The sequence below is a fragment of the Micromonospora craterilacus genome (genome assembly GCF_003236315.1).
GTDB lineage: Bacteria > Actinomycetota > Actinomycetes > Mycobacteriales > Micromonosporaceae > Micromonospora > Micromonospora craterilacus.
The window spans coordinates 1-17,779 of the sequence record NZ_POTY01000150.1; the positions used below are offsets into that span (position 1 = coordinate 1).

Sequence of the window (17,779 nt, forward strand, 5' to 3'; positions counted from 1 at the left end):
GGGCGGGCGGGCCCACTCCATCCAGGACGTGGAAAGGCAGACGACATGCCGAACCAGCGACCAGTCCCGGTCCGCGGGGCGACCTACCGCTCCTCCGCGTATGCCGGTCTGCTGCCCTGGCAGGTGCGCGGGCGCCGGTTCCGCCGCGCCCGGCTCGGACGCCGTGGCCTGGCGCCCGACGAGGTGTACGCGTTCCTCGACCGGGTCGCCGGCGACCTGGCCGCCGTCCAGCATGCGCTCGCCGAGAGCCGCCGGGAGACCGCCCGGGTCAAGGGTGCGCTGCGCGACTGGCAGTCCGCGCAGGCCCGGGCCCGAGGCTACGACCGGTGACCCGGCGGTACGTCATCCACCTGCCCGTCGTCGCCGTCGACCTGCCCACCGCGCAGCGCCTGGCCCGGGTCATCGGCCGGTGGACGCTGATCATGCCGTGGGCCGATCCCGGCGAGACCACCGTCTCGGCCGAGGACGCCCAGGGCGTACGCCATCGGGTCTTCTGCGACCTGCGGATGCCCGGCGGCCGGCGCTGCCTGCTCCACACCGACCACGACGGCCCCTGCGCCCGCCGCTTGCGTCGCTGACACAACCGGACGATTCGTCGTCTCAACTGGCCATTGCGCCGAGGCAGTGGCGATCATCAGGCCGCTAACGTGCGCAGCACGGGAGGTGGTGGAAATGGCTACTCGGCGCTGGGTCGCCGGGTTTGAGGCGGAGCACCTTGTCCTCCGGCGTCGACGTTTGCTGCCCTGGCCGAAGGCGGATCTCAGGCGGATACCGCTGACTGCGGTCCTCGACATCGGATCGCTCACCGCAGCCGACCATGCGAGGCGCCGCGCGCAACTCTCCGTCCAGGACCCGGCGTCGCCGCACCTGACCGAGGCCATCCCGGTCAGGTTCACGCCGCAGCAGTGGGAGCACGCCGGCTGGTTCGTGCGACAACGGCAAGCGATGCAGACCGGGCCTCCGCAGCCAGGCGCCTCCCCGACGCAGTCGTCCAGATCACTTGGCGCGCCGGCGACCCCGGTGATGCGGGCCGGCGACGGCAAGCGGCCGGTGTGGCTGTGGCTCCAAGACGGTAAGATCCACGCCTCCCTCGCTCCCGTGGGCAACACCTCGCCGCGCAGCCTGAGCCCCGCCGACGTCGCCCAACTCCTGCTCGCAGACCCGTCCAGGGCGATGCCTGCGATCCGTGCGGTGACGGGCATCGCCGACGGCCAGCAAGCTTTGGCCTGCCTCCGGGGGTGGTGGCAGTCAGACCGCGTCGTCGTGAACCTGAGCGCCGCCGACCTCGCCGGCCGGCGGGTCACCGAGGCGCTGCGTACGCCGGGCCGAAGTAACCCGGACGGCAGCGTGCGGACCGTGTCCGGCGGCCTTCCGAGTCTGAACAAGCGGCGCAGGTGAGCAGGAGGCCCCGAAGACGCGGCCGCTCGCCCCGGACAACGATCGCTACGAAGTGCGACGCGGGCAGGGGCACATCCTCGAACAAGTGTGATGTCATGCAGACACGAATATTTTAACTGCCATCACGTCGGTGAGAGAAATCGCCCTCGGACGCGCCGACTCGGCAGCGGCGTGCCCGCACAGGTCCGCGGGCGACTGCCGGCCAGCACCCACCGCCCATCTCGACACACGCCTGGTGGTCGGCGGGAGCAGCGGCCAGCGGGCTCGGTAGGCTGCCGCAGGGAGGACCGCCGCCGGAAGGACGACGATGACCGAACAGCCGTCGAGGCCCACGTTCGGGCTGGACGAGTTCGGGCTGGACGACCGGATGCGGCTGTTCGGCTACGTCACGGCGGAGAACCGCTTCGCCTATCGCTGGCTGTTGCGCGCCTTCGAGTCGGCGCGCTCCAGCTACCACATCATGCTGCACACCGCCGACGTCGCGGCGATGCTGGGCGTGCTGCACGAGGCGAACCCGGACTGCCCCGATCCCGCTGAGCTGGAACTGCCGCGGCTGCTCGACGCGCTAGTCGAGTGGGGGGTTCTCGACCGTGGGCAGGACGGCACCCGCGCGAGCACCCTCGCCGAGTACCGCAACCGGCACTCGGTCTACCAGTTCACCGAGGCCGGCTACCGGGCACACCGGGCGGTGGAGGCGGTCCTCACGGCGACGATGGATGACAGCACGCTGTCCCGCCTGGTCTTCGCCGACCTGCTCGCCGACCTGGCCGCGCTCGCCGCCGCCAACGAAGCCGGCGACGCCGAGGAGGTCTACCGCAAACTCAACCGCCTCGACCGGGCGCTGGCCGACATCGCCGAGCGGGCGGCCCGCTTTTACCACATGCTGGGTGACCTGAGCCGCACCAACGACGTACGCCCGGAGGCGTTCCTCGCCCACAAGGACGCCCTGCTGGCCCACCTGCGAGACTTCCACGACGAGTTGCAGCGCTACACGCCGCGGCTGCGGGCGGCGGTGCACGAGGTGGAGGCGACCGGCCTGCACCGCCTGATCGAGGCGGCGGCCGAGGCGGACGAGCGGCTCTTCCACACGCCGGTGCAGCGGCTGGAGGACTGGCGACGCCGGTGGCAGGGACTGCGGTCGTGGCTGGCGCCGCCGGGCGCCGAGGAGGTCAGCGAGGCCGACCGGCTCGCCGACGCCACCGTCGCCGCCATCGGCGACGTGCTTGCCCTGCTCCGGCGGGTCACCGAGGCCCGCCGCGGTGGGGTGAGCCGCGAGTCGCAACTGCGTCACCTCGCCGCCTGGTTCACCCGGGTGCCGTCGCAGGATGCCGCCGACGCGCTCTTCGACGCCGTGTTCGGCCTGGGGGCTCCCCGGCACGTCGCAGTGACCCACGCCGACCCGGAGACGATCCCGACCCGGCTGTCATGGTGGGATGCGCCGGCGGTGGAGCTGTCGCGCACCCTGGTGGCGGCCGGCCGGGAACCCGGGCAGGGGCGGGGCCGGCCGGCCCGGATCGACCGTGGCGACGACCGCCGGCACCGGCTGCGCGCCGACCAGTTGGCCCGCGAGCGCCGGCTCGCCGACGCGGCGGCCGTGCTGGCCGAGGCGGAACTCGACGAGCACCGGCTGGACGCCGAGCAGACAGCGGTGCTGCTGCGGTTGCTCGACCTGGCCCTCGCCGCGCGGGTCGGCGCCGCCCGTGCGGTGCCGCTCGCCGCGGCCGCGCACGGTGTGCGGCTCACCCTCACGCCGACGCCGGGACGGTTCACCACGGTGCGCACCGCCGCCGGTCAGCTGCATCTCGACGGGTACGCGCTGAGCGTGGCCGCCGCGAGCCACACCGCCGTCCACCGCCGGGAACTGGTCGCGGTATGAGCGAGCGAGGCGGAGTGCCGGCATGAGTGAGCCCGTCCGGCACCGGTTCGCCACCGACATCACCGACCTGGAACTCGCCGACTATCAGCGTGCCGTCCGCCTGGTGCTGCGCCATCCGCTGATCACCGCGACCTGGCCCGACGAGCGGGCGCTGCCCCGGGTCCGACGGTTCGCGACGACCCTGCGCCGGGACCTGTCCGAGGCGTTCGGCTACCGGCTGGAGCTGCACGGCGGCACGGCTCGGCTGGTCAGGGCGAAGGACCGGTTGGACCCCACCCAACCGGCCCGGTCGCGTACCGGCCGCCCGTTCGACCGCCGGCGGTACGCGTACCTCGCGCTCTGCCTGGCGGTGTTAGGCCGGGCCGGCGTCCAGATCACGCTGAGCGAGCTGGCGGACTCGGTGGCCGCCGACGCGAGCCGGATCAGCGGGCTCGGCCTCGATCCGGATCAGGGCGCCGACCGGCGGGCCTTCGTCGACGCGGTCGGTTGGCTGGAGGAACGGGGCGCGCTCCGGCTGGCCGACGGGTCCACGTCCGCCTGGGCCACCGACCCCGGTGCCGGCGAGGCGCTGTACGACGTGGCGCGCGACGTGGCCGTCGCGTTGTTCCGCCCGGTCCGGGTGCTGCAACATGTCGACTCGGCGGAGGCGTTGCTCGACCGCTCGCTGGCCAGCAGCGGCAATGCCGAGCGCCGACGCAGCGCGCAGGTCGCCCGCCGGACGGTGGTGGAGTCCCCGGTCGTCTACCTCAGCGACGTCGAACCCGCAGTCGCCAACCATCTGCGTGGTACCGCGCTCGCCGCCGACCTGACCCGGCTGACCGGGCTGCGGCTGGAACGGCGGGCGGAGGGCGTGCTGCTGGTGGACACCATGGGCCTGAGTGTGGAGCGTTTCCCCGGCACCGGGTCGGTGGCGCAGGCCGCCGTGCTGCTCGCCGTCGAGCTGGCCGAGCGCGCCCTCGATCCGGACGGTCGTCGGGTCCGGCGCCTCAGCGCACCCGACGAGTCCGCGCGGCAGCGTGTGCTCATCGACCAGGTCGACGCCGGCCTGCCGACCGCCACATTCGTCCAGCTCGACGACCCGGCGCCGACGCCCGCCGCCGAGCCGGACGAGCCGGAGCAGGTGCCCGGCGAGACTCGGCTGCCGCTGGTCACCGACAGTTTCCTGCGCGACGCTGTGGGGGAGATCCTGCGGCGGTACGGGTCCGCGTTCGGCGCCCAGTGGCACGCCGACCCGCACCGGCTCGGCAGCGAGGCGATCGCGCTGCTGGAACGCTTCGGCGCGGTCATCCGCGTACCCGGCGGCGTGCTGGTCCGGCCGCTGGTCGGTCGCTACCGCAACACCGTCGCGGCGGTCCGGCAACGGGCCGCCGCCGAGACCCTCTTCTGACCCCGGGAATCCGCCGTGATCGAACAACGCGCCGTCCGCCGCTTCGCGCCCACCCGGGCGGGGATCATCAACCTGTGGGACTACCGTGACGAGGAGTTCCTCTTCGTCGACGGATGGCTGGTGCTGCGCGGGCCGAACGGCTCCGGCAAGACCAAGGCCCTGGAGGTCCTCTTCCCGTACGTGCTGGACGGCCGGATCGAGCCGCGCCGGCTGAACCCGTTCGCCAGCGAGGACCGGACGATGAAGTCGAACCTGCTCTACCGGGGGCAGGACGTCGCCCACTCGTACGTGTGGCTGGAGTTCGGCAACGGCGAGTCGTACGTGACGGTCGGAATCGGGTTGCGCGCACACCGGCACGTCGACCGGGTGACCCGCTGGCACTTCGTCACCGACGGTCGGGTCGGTGTCGACTTCTCCCTGCTAGACGCCGACGACCGGCCGTTGACCCGGCGCGATCTGATCAATCAGCTCGGTGCCGAGGCGGTGAAGGACTCGCCGGAGGAGCACCGTCAACTGGTCGACAGTCGGCTGTTCGGTCTCGGCCCGGCGCGCTACGAGCAACTGCTCGATCTGGTGCTGACGCTACGCAAGCCGCAACTGGCCAAGGACCTCAACCCGGTGGAGCTGTCCCGGACCCTGCAACGAGGCCTGCGTCCCATTGAGGACCATCTGCTCGTCGAGGCGGCCCGCTCGTTCGACGACATGGAGGCGGTCGCCCGTACCCTCGAGGGGCTGGCGGCGGCGGACGGCGCCACCGCCGCCTTCCTCACCGTCTACTCCACCTATCTGCGCACCCACGCGCGGGCCGCGGCTGACCTGCTGACCGCACGCCGGGACGCGATCGCCGGCCGGTCCCGGGCGCTGACCGAGGCACGCCAGGAGGCCACGGCGGCGGGCGAGGCGGAAGAAGCGGCCGACACCGCCCTGCGGACCGTCGAGGGGGAGCCGGGCCGGCTGCGGGCACACCTGGACCGGCTGAAGAGTTCTGCGGCGTACCAGTCCCACGAGCAGCTCGCCGACCTGGAACGGCACGTGCACGACCTGGCCGAGGCCGTCGGACGGGCCGGCCGTTCGGTCGCGGACGAGCAGACGGCCACCACTCGGCGGCGCGGCGAGTGGGAGCAGGCCGTGACGGCGGCCCGCGACGCCCGGGCCGCGGCCGACCGCCTCGCCGCCGAGTTGCTGCTCGACGCCGAGGCCGCCGGGATCGACTGGTCCGCCGACGACAACGCGGCCGGGGGCCTGGCCACCCGACTCGGTGCCCGGGCCGGCGCCCGACGCGACGACGTGCGCGCCGTGCGGGAGCAGGCGTCCCGGCACGCCCAGGCCGAGCGCGACCAGATCCGCGCCGCCGCGGAGGCCACCGCGGCGGCGGACGCGCTCACCGACGCCGAACAGGCCGAGCAGCGTGCGGAGAAGACGGTCTCGGACGCCCGGGCACACGTGCGCGCCGACCTGGACCGGTGGGCACGTCAGCACGGCGACCTGCTGCCCCACCTCGACCAGCCGGACCTCGCAATGCAGCTTGCCGACGCTGCCGACGCCGCCGGCGAACCTGGCGCGCCGACCCCTGCGGGAGCTGTACGCGGACGCGACCGCGCCGGCGGTGCACCGGCACCGGGACCGGCTCGCCGAACTCAACGCCCAGCGGACGGTGGTGACCGGCCGCCGGGCCGAGCTGGTCGCCGAACGAGATCGGATCGGCGCTGAACAGGACGACGCCCCGCAGGCCCCGCCGACCCGCACCGCCCCGCGTGCCGACGGGGCCGGTGCCCCCCTGTGGCGGCTGGTCCAGTTCCGTGAGTCGGTGCCGCCGGCCGACGCCGCGGCCATCGAGGCGGCCCTGCACGCCGCCGGACTGCTCGACGCGTGGGTGCACCCGGACGCGGGCGCCGCCGCAGACGCGATGGCCGGCGACGACCTGGACGGCTACCTGCTGCCCCTGCCGGCGCACCGCCGCCCGGCCGGCGCCACCCTCGCCGACGTACTGGTCGCCGAGACACAGGACGAGGTGCCCGCCGACCGCATCCGCGACGTGCTCGCCTCGGTGTCGTTGGCCGACGTGGTCGAGTCGGACACCACCGCCGCGGCGACGATCGGCACCGACGGCCGGTACGCCCAGGGTGTCACGGCCGGACGGTTCGCCAAGGACCGCTGCGAGTTCATCGGCGCCACCGCCCGGGCGGCCCGGCGCGCCGCCCGGGTGGCCGAATGCGACCGGCAACTCGCCGCGCTCGACGCCGAGCTGCGCACGCTCGACGGGCAGCGGGCGGCGACCGACCAGCTGCTGACCGCCGTGGCCACCGCCGCCGGGCAGCTGCCGTCCCTCGCCCCGATCCACACCGCACTACGGGACCTGGAACGGGCAGCGACCACGCTGCGCAGTCGGCAGGAGACGGTGGCCGCCGCCAACGCCCGACTGGACCAGGCGCTCGCCGAACGGGCCGCCGCCGAGAACGCGCTGCGCCGGGTCACGGCCGAGCGGTCCCTGCCGCCGGACCGCCTGGACGCCACCGCCGACGCGGTGCACCGGTTCGAACGCCGTGGCGTACGCCTCGACAGCGCCCACCCGGCCGTCGCGCGCGCCCTCGAGCAGGAGGAACAGGCGCAGCAGCGCCACGACGAGGCCGTCGACCGTCTACTCGCCGCCGAACAGGCGGCCCGTGCCGCCACCGACCGGCATCGGGAGAAGGCCGAGGCGTACCGGACCCTGCGCGCCAGCATCGGCGCCGAGGCGGAGCGGGTGCTGGCCGACGTGGCCCGCACCACCGACGAGATCGAAAAGGCCGAGGCCGCCGTCGACCGAGTCCGGGCCGAACTGAGCACCGCCCAGCAGCGGCGCGCCGCCGCAGTGACCCGGGTCGAGTTGAGTGAGCAGGCGGTCACCGCGGCGGTGACCGAGGCGCACCACGACGCGCTGCGGCTACGCCCGTACGCCCGGCCCGACCTGCTGGGGTTGCTCCGCTGCCCGACCGAGCTGCGGTGGCCCGCGCGGGTGACCGGCGAGGCGCCGGGCGCACAGCTGGCACCCGAGGTGGTCGCGCTGCACGAGGCGATCCTCACGGCCACCCGGGAGCTGAGCCCCACCGAGACGTCGCTCAAACAGAGCGCCACCCGGCTCACCACCGCCCTGACCGAGTTGCAGGCGCAGTTGCCGGCGGCCGGTCTCGACCACCGTCCCGAGTGGGACACCGACGACGGCGTGATCCTCGTCCGGGTCGCCGACGAGCAGGGACTCACACCGGTCGCCAACTTTGCCGATCGGATCGCCCGCGAGCGGCGGGACCAGGAGCAGCTGCTCACCGACGCCGAGCAGCGCGTCCTGGAAGACGCGCTGCTCGGCCAGCTGGCCCGGCAGATCCACCACCGGACCATCGAGGCCCGTGACCTGGTGGCGGCGATGGACACCCAGATGCGGGCCCGCCGGATGTCCAGCGGGCTCACCGTCGGGGTGGGCTGGCGGCTCGCCGACGACCTCGACGACGAGCAGCGCGAGGTCTGCAAGCTGCTGGAGCGGGACCCGGCCCGGCTGGGCCCGGCGCCGCTGGCCACGATTCGCCGGCACTTCGCCGCCCGGATCAAGGCGGCCCGTGCGCTGCACCCCGAGAGGCCGTACCGGGAACTGCTCGGCGAGGTGCTCGACTACCGGCAGTGGCGAACGTTCGCGTTCACCCTGCACCGGCCGGGCGGCGGCACCGAAGCCCTGACCCGGGCCCGGCACAGCCAGCTCTCCGGCGGCGAGCAGTCCGTGTCGCTGCACCTTCCGCTGTTCGCCGCCGCCAACGCGCTGTTCGGCTCGGCCCGACCGTACGCACCTCGACTGTTGGGCCTCGACGAGGCGTTCGCCGGGGTGGACGACACCGGCCGGGGCGAGCTGATGGCGCTGGCCAAGCAGTTCGACCTGGACCTGTTCATGACCGGGTACGACCTGTGGGCCACCCATCCCACCGTCAGCGGCGCAGCACACTACGACCTGTCCCACTCGGCAACCGAACACACCGTCTCCAGCCTGCTGCTGGTATGGGACGGATCCGTCAACATCGCCGACTTCGACGGGACGCTAGCCCGCGCGCTGGGCTCCCCGGAGACCCGTCGGGCACCAGCTGCGGCCGGTCCCGACGTCGACGCGCCGCTCGTCCTCGACCTCGCCACCGACCAGTGAGCACGGGGCCGCAGCCGGGCGGCGATGCCCCCTCGCCTCCAACCTCTGCTCTGCTCCAACCCACGCAACGGCCGGCGGCCGAAACCGTTGCGTCCGGTGAAGCAGAGCAAAGGGCCCGCCTTACAGTGTCGGATTGGCGGCGGCTGCTTGAGGATCCGGGCTGGCGGCGGCTGTTGGCCGCAGCACGCCGCAGCCTCGAACGCAACGGGGGACGACTCGACGGCACGGTAAGCCTCCAGTCACCCAACGACGACGAGCGGATCGTCATCATCGGGATCACCGGTACCCACCGGTCCGCCGAGTCGACCCGGCTCAGCGTGCGCTTGGCCGATGTGGACGACCAGCTTCGCGCGGTCCACGGGGTTGGGCTGCACGATCTGCTCACCGCCTCGGCACCGCTGCGCAGCCGCGCGGCCGAGGCGAAACGGGAAGCGGTGGCCCGCGACGCCCTGCTCGACCTGGCCAGCACGGGCCGGTACGCCGCCGCCGGCTGGTACGCGCAGTGGCTCGACGGGTTGCGCCGCGACGGCACGCTCACCCGGGTCGTCCGGGCAGGGCTGCCGTTCGGGGACGTGGTTCGGGTGCTGGACGCCCTGCCGGCGCCGGACGAGCCGATCCCGGTCTTCGCCGACCGGGTGCTCGACGACACCAAGGCACTCAGCGAAGGACCCCTGCGCGGCCTGGTGCTGCGGGCGCTCGCCGCCTGGCAGCAGGTGCCCGTGCCGAGCGGCGGCGAACCCGAGCGCGCGCTGTGGGAATCCGTCGGACTCGTCCCGGACGATCTCGCCAGCCAGGTGCTGGTACTCAACCTGCCGGCCGGCGGCGGTCTGCTCGGCCGGTGGCTGACCGAGGCCGCCGCCGCAGGCGAGCCGATGCGGGTCACCCTGCATCAGCTCCGCCGCTTCCCGCTGACGGTGACCGCCGGCGAGATCTTCGTCTGCGAGAACCCGGCCGTGCTGCGGGCCGCGTCCGCCGCGCTCGGGGCGCAGTCGCCACCGCTGATCTGCACCGAAGGCGTGCCCTCGACGGCGGTGCACACCCTGCTGCGCGCGGCCGGCGGCGCCGTGATCAGGTGGCGAAACGACCTCGACTGGACGGGCGTACGGCTGACCGCCGCCGCCCTCGACCGCTACCCGACGGCGGTGCCTTGGCGAATGAACGCCACCGATTACACACCGGCGGCCGGCTCGGGTCCGGCGCTGATCGGGGTTCCCGCCGACACCGGCTGGGACCCGATGCTGTCGGATGCCATGCACCAGGCCGGCCGTGCCGTGATGGAGGAACGCCTGATCGCCCCGCTGCTCGACGACCTGCGCGAGGCGGGCCGGCGGCAGCAGACGGTCGGCGGCGCGCCCGGCCCGGTCAGCGCAGCCGGGTGATGGTCACCTCGACGGACTGGCCGGTGTTGGCCGGGCCGGAGTAGACGCCCTTGAGCGGGGGCACGTCGCCGTACTCCCGGCCGCGCCCCACCACGACATGCCGCGCTCCCACCGGGACACCGTTGGTGGGGTCATACGCCGTCCATCGGCCGACCCACCACTCCACCCAGGCGTGGCTCTGCCCGACTACGTCGTCCCCGATCTCGGCCGACGATGACGGGTGCAGGTAGCCGGAGACGTAGCGGGCGGGGACGCCCATCGTGCGCAGCAGGCCGACGACGAGGTGGCTGATGTCCTGGCAGACACCCTGGCGCTGGCGCCACGCCTGCACCGCGTCGGTCTGCACACCGGTGGCACCGGCCGTGTACGCGACCTCCGCGCGGATCTGCTCGCAGAGCGCCATGGCGGCGGCGTGTGGGGTGGCGTGGGCGCCGCGGATCGACTCGGCGAGCGCGGTCAGCTCCTCGTCCAGCGCGGTACGCGGCGTCGGCAGCAGCAGCTCGTACCAGCGGTCGACGTTGTCCGGTACGGCCAGCTCGGCCCAGTCGGCACCGCCGCCGGGCTCGATCAGGTCGCCGGGCGGGAGCGTCTCGACCGTCGAGGTGGCGGTGACCGACAGATGATCGTGCGGGCTGTGTACGTCCAGGGCGGTCACCTGGGTGCCCCAGTAGTCCTCGTAACGGTGGGTGTGGGCCGGCGGCCACACCTCCACCCGGGTTTCGAGCACCGCCTGGCGGGGCTCGTTGCGCGGCGACATGCGGGCCTCGTTGTACGAGGAACCGACCTTCCCCGCGTACCCGAAGCCGGTCTTGTGCTGGATCAGCAGCCGCCAACTGTCGACCATTACGCCACCGCCTCGTCCCTCACGCCACTGCCTCCGGCACCCAGCTGACCGCTGAGGTCTGGCGGAAGTATCGGAGCGTCACCGCGTCGTTGACCTGCGAGCAGGTGCGCTGGAGGCCGTCCAGCACGGTGCCGAGGTCGCCGATCAGCTCGTCGGCGCCGCGGAACTCCAGGTTGGTGCGGGCCCGGCCGATGATCCGCTGGGCGTCGGTGACCACGCCGGTGCGGCCCTTGCCCGGCCCCGACCCGCCCGAGCGTTCCAACTCGTGCAGGCAGGACTCGGCGGCGGAGAGGGCGGCGAAGACCGAGCGGGGGAAGAGACGGTCCAGCAGGAGGAACTCGGCGGCGTGCTGATCGTCGAGGAACCGCGATAGGTACGCAGGAACGTTTCCCACGCGCCGCACGAGCGCAGCAACGTCACCCAGGAGGGGATGGCGGTGCCGGCCCGGGCATGGGTCAGCAGGAGGCGGGCGGTCATGTCGACCCGCTCGATGCTGCGGCCGAGCACCAGGAAGTGCCAGCCCTCGTCGCGGCTCATCGTGGCGTCGCCGAGGCCGGCCAGCACCGAGCAGCGTTCCCGTACCCAGCGGAAGAAGGTGTGCATCCCCTGCTGCTCGACCCGGCGGCGGGTGGCGGGCAGCGCGTGCCAGGTGGCGTTGAGGCACTCCCACATGTCGGCAGAAATGGTCTCCCGGGCCCCGCGAGCGTTCTCCCGGGCGGCGGCCAGGGCGCCCACCACGGAACTCGGGCTGCCCTTGTCGAGGCCGAGCAGGTCGACCACCCGGGCCATGGAGACGGGTTGCGCCGGCTGCGCCACGCCCATCACGGCGAGCAGGGAGCGGCAGGCCGCCTCCTCGTCGACCAGCGGATCGGCGAGGATGCGGTGCAGGTGCACGTCGAGGATCCGGGCGGTGTCCTCGGCGCGTTCGGCGTACCGGCCGATCCAGTAGAGCGACTCGGCGATCCGGCTCAGCATGGCGTACCTCCGTCGAGCCGGCTCGCCTGCTGCTGTTGTTGCTGCTGGGCGGCCACCGGGCTGGCGTCCGGTCCGGGATCGGGCCGGCGGGTCGGGGGTGCGCCGCCGGCCGGCTCGTTTTGCGCCGGCCGGCCGCCGGCCGGCTCGTCCAGCGCCAGCGTGCCGCCGCCGCGTGGCGTCGGGACCAGCGTCGCGCCGGCCGGCTCGCCGGCGCCACGTGGTGCCGCGGCCAGCACCCAGGTGTCCTTCGAGCCGCCGCCCTGGCTGGAGTTGACCACCAGCGCACCCTCCGGCAGCGCCACCCGGGTGAGGCCGCCGGGCAGCACCCGGACCTGCTGCCCGTCGTTGACCGCGAACGGCCGCAGGTCGACGTGGCGGGCCCGCAGCCGGTTGCCGACCAGGGTCGGCACCATGGACAGCGCCACCTCCCGCTGGGCGATCCACCCGCGTGGGTCGCGCCGGACCTGCTCGCGCAGCCCGGCTAGCTGCTCGTCGGTCGCCTGCGACCCGATCACGATGCCGGCGCCGCCGGAGCCGTCGACCGGCTTGAGTACCAGCTGGTCGAGCCGGTCCAGGACGTGATCGAGGACGTCCGGATCCTCCAGCCGGTACGTTTCCACATTGGGCAGGATCGGCTCCTCGCCGAGGTAGTACCGGACCAGCTCCGGGACGTACGTGTAGAGCAGCTTGTCGTCGGCGACCCCGTTGCCGACCGCGTTGGCGATGGTCACCCGCCCGGCGCGGGCCGCGTTGAGCAGACCGGCGACGCCGAGCACCGAGTCGGCCCGGAAGTGCACCGGATCGAGGAACTCGTCGTCGATCCGCCGGTAGATCACGTCGACCCGCTGCTCACCCGCCGTGGTGCGCATCGCGACCTCGTTGTCCACGCAGACCAGGTCACGCCCCTCGACCAGCTCGACCCCCATCTCGCGGGCCAGCAGGGCATGTTCGAAGTAGGCGGAGTTGTGCACCCCGGGGGTCAGCACCACCACCGTCGGGTCGGCGGTGCCGGCCGGCGCCGCCGCGCGCAGGGCCCGCAACAACTGCCCGGGGTACGAGTCGACCGGCTGGATCCGGGTCGCCGCGAAGACCTCGGGCAGCACGTTGGCCATGGCCCGGCGGTTCTCCATGACGTAGCTGACCCCGGACGGCACCCGGACGTTGTCCTCCAACACCCGGAAGGCGCCCACCTCGTCCCGGATCAGGTCGACCCCGGCGACGTGGACGCGTACCCCGTTGGGCGGGACGATGCCGGCGGCTTCCCGGTGGAAGTGCGCGCTGGTCACCACCACCCGGCGGGGTACGACCCGGTCGGCGAGCACCTGCGCCGGCCCGTAGATGTCGGCCAGGAACGCCTCGAGCGCGCGGACCCGCTGCGCCACACCCGCCTCGACCACCCGCCACTGATCGGCGGAGATGATGCGGGGCACGATGTCGAGCGGGAAGGGGCGCTCGACGCCCTTGAGCGCGAAGGTGATCCCCTGGTCGAGGAAGGCCCGGGCCAGCACCTCGGCCCGGCCGCCGAGTTCGGCGCTGGAGAGGGGCTGCAGCGTGGCATGCAGCGCCTCGTACGTCTCCCGGGGAACGCCCGCCTCGCTGAACATCTCGTCCCAGCCAGGGCCGAGGCGGTAGTCCTCGAACAAGTCCGCCATGGTCTGACGTTACGCCGATCTCGTTTCTGAGCGGTAACACAGCCGGCATGTCGATCACTCCGTCATACTCGGCCCCGTGGATGGCCAGCGCCGCAACGGCCGTCCTGTAATCATGATCAGAGCAGGGCAGTGGCGCGGGTGGTAGGACCGCAGCGGGGGACAGGAGACGGCAGGATGCCGAAGGCGTACTGGATCAACACGTTCCGCTCCATCACCGACCAGGAGAAGCTGGCCGCGTACATCGAGCTGGCCGGGCCGGCGATGCGCGCCGCGGGTGGCACGTTCCTGGCCCGCGGGTTGCCGGCTGCGGCGTTCGAGTCCGGCACGGTGGAGCGGACGACGTTGATCGAGTTCGACAGCGTCGAAGCCGCGGTCGCCGCCTACCACAGTCCCGCCTACCAGGAGGCGCTGCGCGCGCTCGACGACGGGGCCGTACGCGACCTGCGCATCATCGAGGCGGTGCCCGAGACGTCCGCCTGACGGCGATGACTACCCGGCGGTCGTCCTGCCGGAAAGGCTGAGTACGGCAGCTGCCCTGGCTGGCGTGGACCTGCGCCGCCTTCTTCCGGCGGGACAGGGAGACCGCCGTGGTGCTGGCCGGGCTTATCGCGGTGGACGCCGACGACAGCGGCCGTGCCTCGTACGCCGCCGAGATCGCCGCCTTGCGGGCGCTCGCGGGCGACTGCCTCACGGTCGGCGCGTGCAGCGGCACCGCGTTCGACCTCGCCGAGGATCTGGCAGTCATCTCGGCTGAGTAGGCATTCGGTCGTGGGCTGTGCCCGAATCGATCGCGGTGGTCTCATCCCACTGGGCGCTTGGCGCGCCTGGCCTGCCGCTGGGCGCTCATCACGCCCAGGGCCAGCCCGGGGGATTGACAACAATTTACGGGCTGCACCACGATCACGAAAATTATCTCGATGCCCATCTCGTCACGAACCGACCCGATCCGCGCGGCGGCCCGATCCCGGCCGCAGCCCGCCCCAGGCCGGCGCGCCGTCACCGATCGACGCCGCATCGACTGACAGGAGTAAGCGCATGGTTGTGCAGGAGCAGCAACCTCCGGTGAGCGTCCCGGACGACCGGCCACCGAAGTGGACGCCGCAACGGATCGCCGTCTGGGCCGGCATCGCGCTGCTCGGCGGGGTTGCCTGGTCGATCCTGGCGCTGGGCCGTGGCGAGTCGGTCAGCGCCATCTGGTTCGTCTTCGCGGCCCTGTCCTCGTACGCGATCGCGTACCGGTTCTACGCCCGGTTTATCGTCACCCGCGTCCTGCGGGCGGACGACACCCGGGCCACCCCGGCCGAGCGGCTGGAGAACGGGCTCGACTACAACCGTACCGACCGCCGGGTCACCTACGGTCACCACTTCGCCGCGATCGCCGGGGCGGGGCCGCTGGTCGGCCCGGTGCTGGCCGCGCAGATGGGTTACCTGCCGGGGACCATCTGGATCATCGTCGGTGTCATCGTGGCCGGCGCCGTGCAGGACCTGATGATCCTGTTCTTCTCGATGCGGCGCAACGGGCGCTCGCTGGGGCAGATGGCCCGGCAGGACATCGGCCCGGTGGGCGGGATCGCGGCGCTCATCGCCGTACTGGCCATCATGATCATGATTCTGGCGGTGCTGGCGCTGGTCGTGGTCAACGCGCTGGCCGAGTCGCCGTGGGGCGTGTTCTCCATCGCCATGACCATCCCCATCGCCTTCTTCATGGGCGTCTACCTGCGGTATCTGCGCCCCGGCCGGATCGTCGAGGTGAGCCTGCTCGGCTGCGGGCTGCTCATCCTGGCCATCGTCTCCGGCGGTTGGGTTGCCGCGTCGTCGCTGGCCCCGATGTTCACCCTGGACAAGGTGACGCTGGTCTGGTGCCTGATCGGCTACGGGTTCGCCGCATCCGTGCTGCCGGTGTGGATGCTGCTGGCACCACGGGACTACCTGTCCACCTTCATGAAGGTCGGCACCATCGGCCTGCTGGCCGTCGGCATCCTGGTCGTCGCGCCCAACACCACCATGCCGGCGTTCACCGACTTTGCCTTCAACGGCGCCGGTCCCGTCTTCTCCGGCACGCTGTTCCCGTTCGTCTTCATCATCATCGCCTGCGGTGCGCTCTCCGGCTTCCACGCCCTGATCGCCTCCGGTACCACCCCGAAGATGATCGAGAAGGAGCGTCAGGTCCGCCTCGTCGGGTACGGCGGCATGCTGACCGAGTCGTTCGTCGCCATCATGGCCCTGGTCGCGGCCTGCACCATCGACCAGGGGCTGTACTTCGCGATGAACTCGGGTGCCGGCGTCACCGGCGGCACCGCGGCCGGCGCCGCCGAGTTCGTAAACGGTCTCGGTCTGGCCGGCGTCTCGATCACCGCCGAGGACCTGAACGCCGCCGCCGCTGTGGTGGAGGAGGAATCGCTGGTCTCGCGTACCGGTGGGGCACCGACCCTCGCCATCGGCATCTCCGAGATCCTCAGCGGGATCTTCGGGGGCGCCGGCGCCAAGGCCTTCTGGTACCACTTCGCCATCATGTTCGAGGCGCTGTTCATCCTCACCACGGTCGACGCCGGTACCCGCGTCGGCCGGTTCATGCTGCAGGACACCATCGGTAACGTGATCCCGCGGTTCAAGGACACGTCCTGGAAGGTCGGTTCCATCCTGGCCAGCGCGATCATCGTCGCGGCGTGGGGATCGATCCTGCTGATGGGCGTCACCGACCCGCTCGGCGGCATCAACACCCTGTTCCCGCTCTTCGGCATCTCCAACCAGCTGCTGGCCGCGGTGGCGCTGGCGGTCTGCGTCACCATCCTGTGCAAGACCGGACGGGTCCGGTACGCCTGGGTGCCCGGCATCCCCCTGGCGTGGGACGCGGTGGTCACGCTCACCGCGAGCTGGCAGAAGATCTTCAGCGACGATCCGCGGATCGGCTACTGGGCCCAGCACACCCAGTACAAGGACGCGATCGCGGCGGGTCAGACCCAACTCGGTCCGGCGGCGAACCTCGACCAGATGGAGGCCGTCGTGCGGAACACCTTCATCCAGGGGGCGCTCTCGATCCTCTTCGCCGTGCTCATCATCGTGATCCTGGCCGACGCCATCCGCGTCTGCGTGGCCCATCTGCGCAGCGGGGGGATCAGCGACAGTGAGCACCCGCACGAACCGTCGAAGGTCTTCGCGCCGGCCGGGCTCTTCGCCACCGCCGAGGAGAAGCGGATCCAGCAGATGTGGGCGGAGCACCGCCCCGAGTCGCCGGAAGCGCCGGCGGTCCTGGCCGGCCGCGAGTGACCGGGTCACTCGACCGCCGCGAGCTGCGGGCTCGGGGCTACGCCAGGTCCGTGTGGTCGGCCCTGGGCCGCGTCATCTGGTACGTCAAGGAGGTCGTCGGCGAGAACGACTACGAGCGGTACGTGAACCATCTGCGTCGCCATCACCCGCAGACCCGACCGGTGTCCCGGAAGGTGTTCGAGCGCGACAAGATCCAACGGCTGGGGACCGGACCGAACACGCGCTGTTGCTGACCCGGCGGTCCCGGCTCCTCAGGCGGCGGGCGGCGGCTTCCACTCCCAGGGTGGAACCGCGGCCCGCCGTGAGGTGTCCTCCCACACGGAGGTGCACCATGATGAAACTGCTCCGGACGGCCACCGTCCTGCTGCTCGCCGCGGCTATCGGTCTGGCGATCCCGGCGCCGGCCCGGGCGGGCGGCTGGGCGACCACGCTGCTCGACCCGCTGCCCGCGCGCTTCGAACCCGGCATCACGTACACGGTGGGGTACTGGGTGCTGCAGCACGGCTCCCACCCCTACAGCGGCGTCCTCGGCACCACCGCGCTGCGGTTGACCGACGACGCCGGCAAGGTGGCCACCTACCCCGGCAAGGCACTGCCGGAGGCCGGGCACTACGCCGTCGCGGTGGTCTTCGGCCACTCCGGCACCTGGCGCCTGTCCAGCGTGCAGGGGGTCTTCGCGGACTACGAGATCGGCGAGGTCGCCGTACCCGGTGGGTTGACCGTCCGGCCCACCCCGACGCCGATGGTCTGGAATCAGGGGGAGGAGGACTTCTGGGGCGTGGTCCGGCCGCCGTTGGGCGCGGACGCGAAGCCGGCCGGGAACGCCGCCGGTCCCACCC

Annotated in this window: 16 protein-coding genes and 1 pseudogene; 13 read left to right on the plus strand and 4 right to left on the minus strand. The window is 72.6% G+C overall.

The features are described 5' to 3' along the window. Positions 1-45 precede the first annotated feature (45 nt). The 8 genes from C1I95_RS21830 (at position 46) to C1I95_RS21860 (ending at position 10,202) form a co-directional block, all read left to right on the plus strand. Positions 46-330: a DivIVA domain-containing protein gene (locus tag C1I95_RS21830; protein ID WP_111216100.1), complete on the plus strand. Its 285-nt coding sequence runs from the start codon at positions 46-48 to the stop codon at positions 328-330. Continuing rightward, the gene (locus C1I95_RS21835; protein WP_111216102.1) at positions 327-578 is read left to right on the plus strand and encodes a hypothetical protein; all 252 of its coding nucleotides are present in this window, start codon (positions 327-329) and stop codon (positions 576-578) included. Before C1I95_RS21830 ends, C1I95_RS21835 begins: the two co-directional genes overlap by 4 nt. An 85-nt stretch (positions 579-663) precedes the next feature. Then, positions 664-1,398: a hypothetical protein gene (locus C1I95_RS36495; protein WP_233513794.1), complete on the plus strand. Its 735-nt coding sequence runs from the start codon at positions 664-666 to the stop codon at positions 1,396-1,398. Between the two features lie 307 nt (positions 1,399-1,705). Continuing rightward, positions 1,706-3,274 (plus strand): TIGR02677 family protein, encoded by a 1,569-nt coding sequence (locus C1I95_RS21845; RefSeq protein WP_111216105.1) that lies wholly within the window; start codon positions 1,706-1,708, stop codon positions 3,272-3,274. A 22-nt stretch (positions 3,275-3,296) separates the two neighbouring features. Further along, on the plus strand, positions 3,297-4,661 hold the full coding sequence (locus tag C1I95_RS21850) for a TIGR02678 family protein (protein WP_111216107.1): 1,365 nt from the start codon (positions 3,297-3,299) through the stop codon (positions 4,659-4,661). A gap of 15 nt (positions 4,662-4,676) precedes the next feature. After that, a complete protein-coding gene (locus C1I95_RS36500) occupies positions 4,677-6,371 on the plus strand; it encodes a hypothetical protein (protein WP_233513795.1) in 1,695 nt (564 codons plus the stop codon). Positions 6,372-8,088: 1,717 nt separating this feature from the next. Then, the gene (locus C1I95_RS36505; protein ID WP_233513798.1) at positions 8,089-8,823 is read left to right on the plus strand and encodes an SbcC/MukB-like Walker B domain-containing protein; all 735 of its coding nucleotides are present in this window, start codon (positions 8,089-8,091) and stop codon (positions 8,821-8,823) included. Between the two features lie 125 nt (positions 8,824-8,948). Next, positions 8,949-10,202 (plus strand): TIGR02679 family protein, encoded by a 1,254-nt coding sequence (locus C1I95_RS21860; protein WP_233513796.1) that lies wholly within the window; start codon positions 8,949-8,951, stop codon positions 10,200-10,202. Here the strand turns inward: C1I95_RS21860 and C1I95_RS21865 are convergent. From C1I95_RS21865 to C1I95_RS21875, 4 genes and pseudogenes are all read right to left on the minus strand, one after another. Then, complete coding sequence (locus C1I95_RS21865; protein WP_111216110.1) at positions 10,186-11,046, minus strand: transglutaminase family protein; 861 nt, start codon at positions 11,044-11,046, stop codon at positions 10,186-10,188. The two genes, C1I95_RS21860 and C1I95_RS21865, sit on opposite strands and share 17 nt — an antisense overlap. A gap of 19 nt (positions 11,047-11,065) precedes the next feature. Further along, positions 11,066-11,449 carry an alpha-E domain-containing protein gene (locus C1I95_RS36510; protein WP_325048849.1) on the minus strand — a complete coding sequence of 128 codons (384 nt, stop codon included), beginning with the start codon at positions 11,447-11,449 and terminating at the stop codon, positions 11,066-11,068. An 11-nt stretch (positions 11,450-11,460) separates the two neighbouring features. Then, positions 11,461-12,021: pseudogene (locus C1I95_RS36515) on the minus strand (alpha-E domain-containing protein); the annotation flags it as partial. Continuing rightward, a complete protein-coding gene (locus C1I95_RS21875; protein WP_111216112.1) occupies positions 12,015-13,673 on the minus strand; it encodes a circularly permuted type 2 ATP-grasp protein in 1,659 nt (552 codons plus the stop codon). The gene C1I95_RS21875 and the pseudogene C1I95_RS36515, both read right to left, overlap by 7 nt. Positions 13,674-13,847: 174 nt before the next feature. Here C1I95_RS21875 and C1I95_RS21880 point away from each other — a divergent pair, with 174 nt between their 5' ends. The 5 genes from C1I95_RS21880 to C1I95_RS21900 all read left to right on the plus strand — a co-directional run. Further along, a complete protein-coding gene (locus C1I95_RS21880) occupies positions 13,848-14,153 on the plus strand; it encodes a DUF1330 domain-containing protein (protein WP_111216114.1) in 306 nt (101 codons plus the stop codon). A 107-nt stretch (positions 14,154-14,260) separates the two neighbouring features. Continuing rightward, entirely contained in the window at positions 14,261-14,431 is a 171-nt protein-coding gene (locus C1I95_RS35335) for a hypothetical protein (RefSeq protein ID WP_158566443.1), read from the plus strand. A gap of 277 nt (positions 14,432-14,708) precedes the next feature. Further along, positions 14,709-16,940: a carbon starvation CstA family protein gene (locus tag C1I95_RS21890; protein ID WP_111216118.1), complete on the plus strand. Its 2,232-nt coding sequence runs from the start codon at positions 14,709-14,711 to the stop codon at positions 16,938-16,940. A gap of 50 nt (positions 16,941-16,990) precedes the next feature. Beyond that, positions 16,991-17,173, plus strand: a complete 183-nt coding sequence (locus C1I95_RS21895) for a YbdD/YjiX family protein (protein ID WP_199523854.1) — start codon at positions 16,991-16,993, stop codon at positions 17,171-17,173. Between the two features lie 98 nt (positions 17,174-17,271). Further along, positions 17,272-17,779 (plus strand): hypothetical protein (locus C1I95_RS21900; RefSeq protein ID WP_158566444.1); only part of this gene is annotated, 508 nt, incomplete at its 3' end.

Coding starts and splice junctions, on each gene's coding strand:
- C1I95_RS21830 (WP_111216100.1), top strand. CDS start 46: ATGCCGAACCAGCGACCAGTCCCGGTCCGCGGGGCGACCTACCGCTCC.
- C1I95_RS21845 (WP_111216105.1), top strand. CDS start 1,706: ATGACCGAACAGCCGTCGAGGCCCACGTTCGGGCTGGACGAGTTCGGG.
- C1I95_RS21850 (WP_111216107.1), top strand. CDS start 3,297: ATGAGTGAGCCCGTCCGGCACCGGTTCGCCACCGACATCACCGACCTG.
- C1I95_RS36505 (WP_233513798.1), top strand. CDS start 8,089: ATGTCCAGCGGGCTCACCGTCGGGGTGGGCTGGCGGCTCGCCGACGAC.
- C1I95_RS21865 (WP_111216110.1), bottom strand. CDS start 11,046: ATGGTCGACAGTTGGCGGCTGCTGATCCAGCACAAGACCGGCTTCGGG.
- C1I95_RS21875 (WP_111216112.1), bottom strand. CDS start 13,673: ATGGCGGACTTGTTCGAGGACTACCGCCTCGGCCCTGGCTGGGACGAG.
- C1I95_RS21880 (WP_111216114.1), top strand. CDS start 13,848: ATGCCGAAGGCGTACTGGATCAACACGTTCCGCTCCATCACCGACCAG.
- C1I95_RS21890 (WP_111216118.1), top strand. CDS start 14,709: ATGGTTGTGCAGGAGCAGCAACCTCCGGTGAGCGTCCCGGACGACCGG.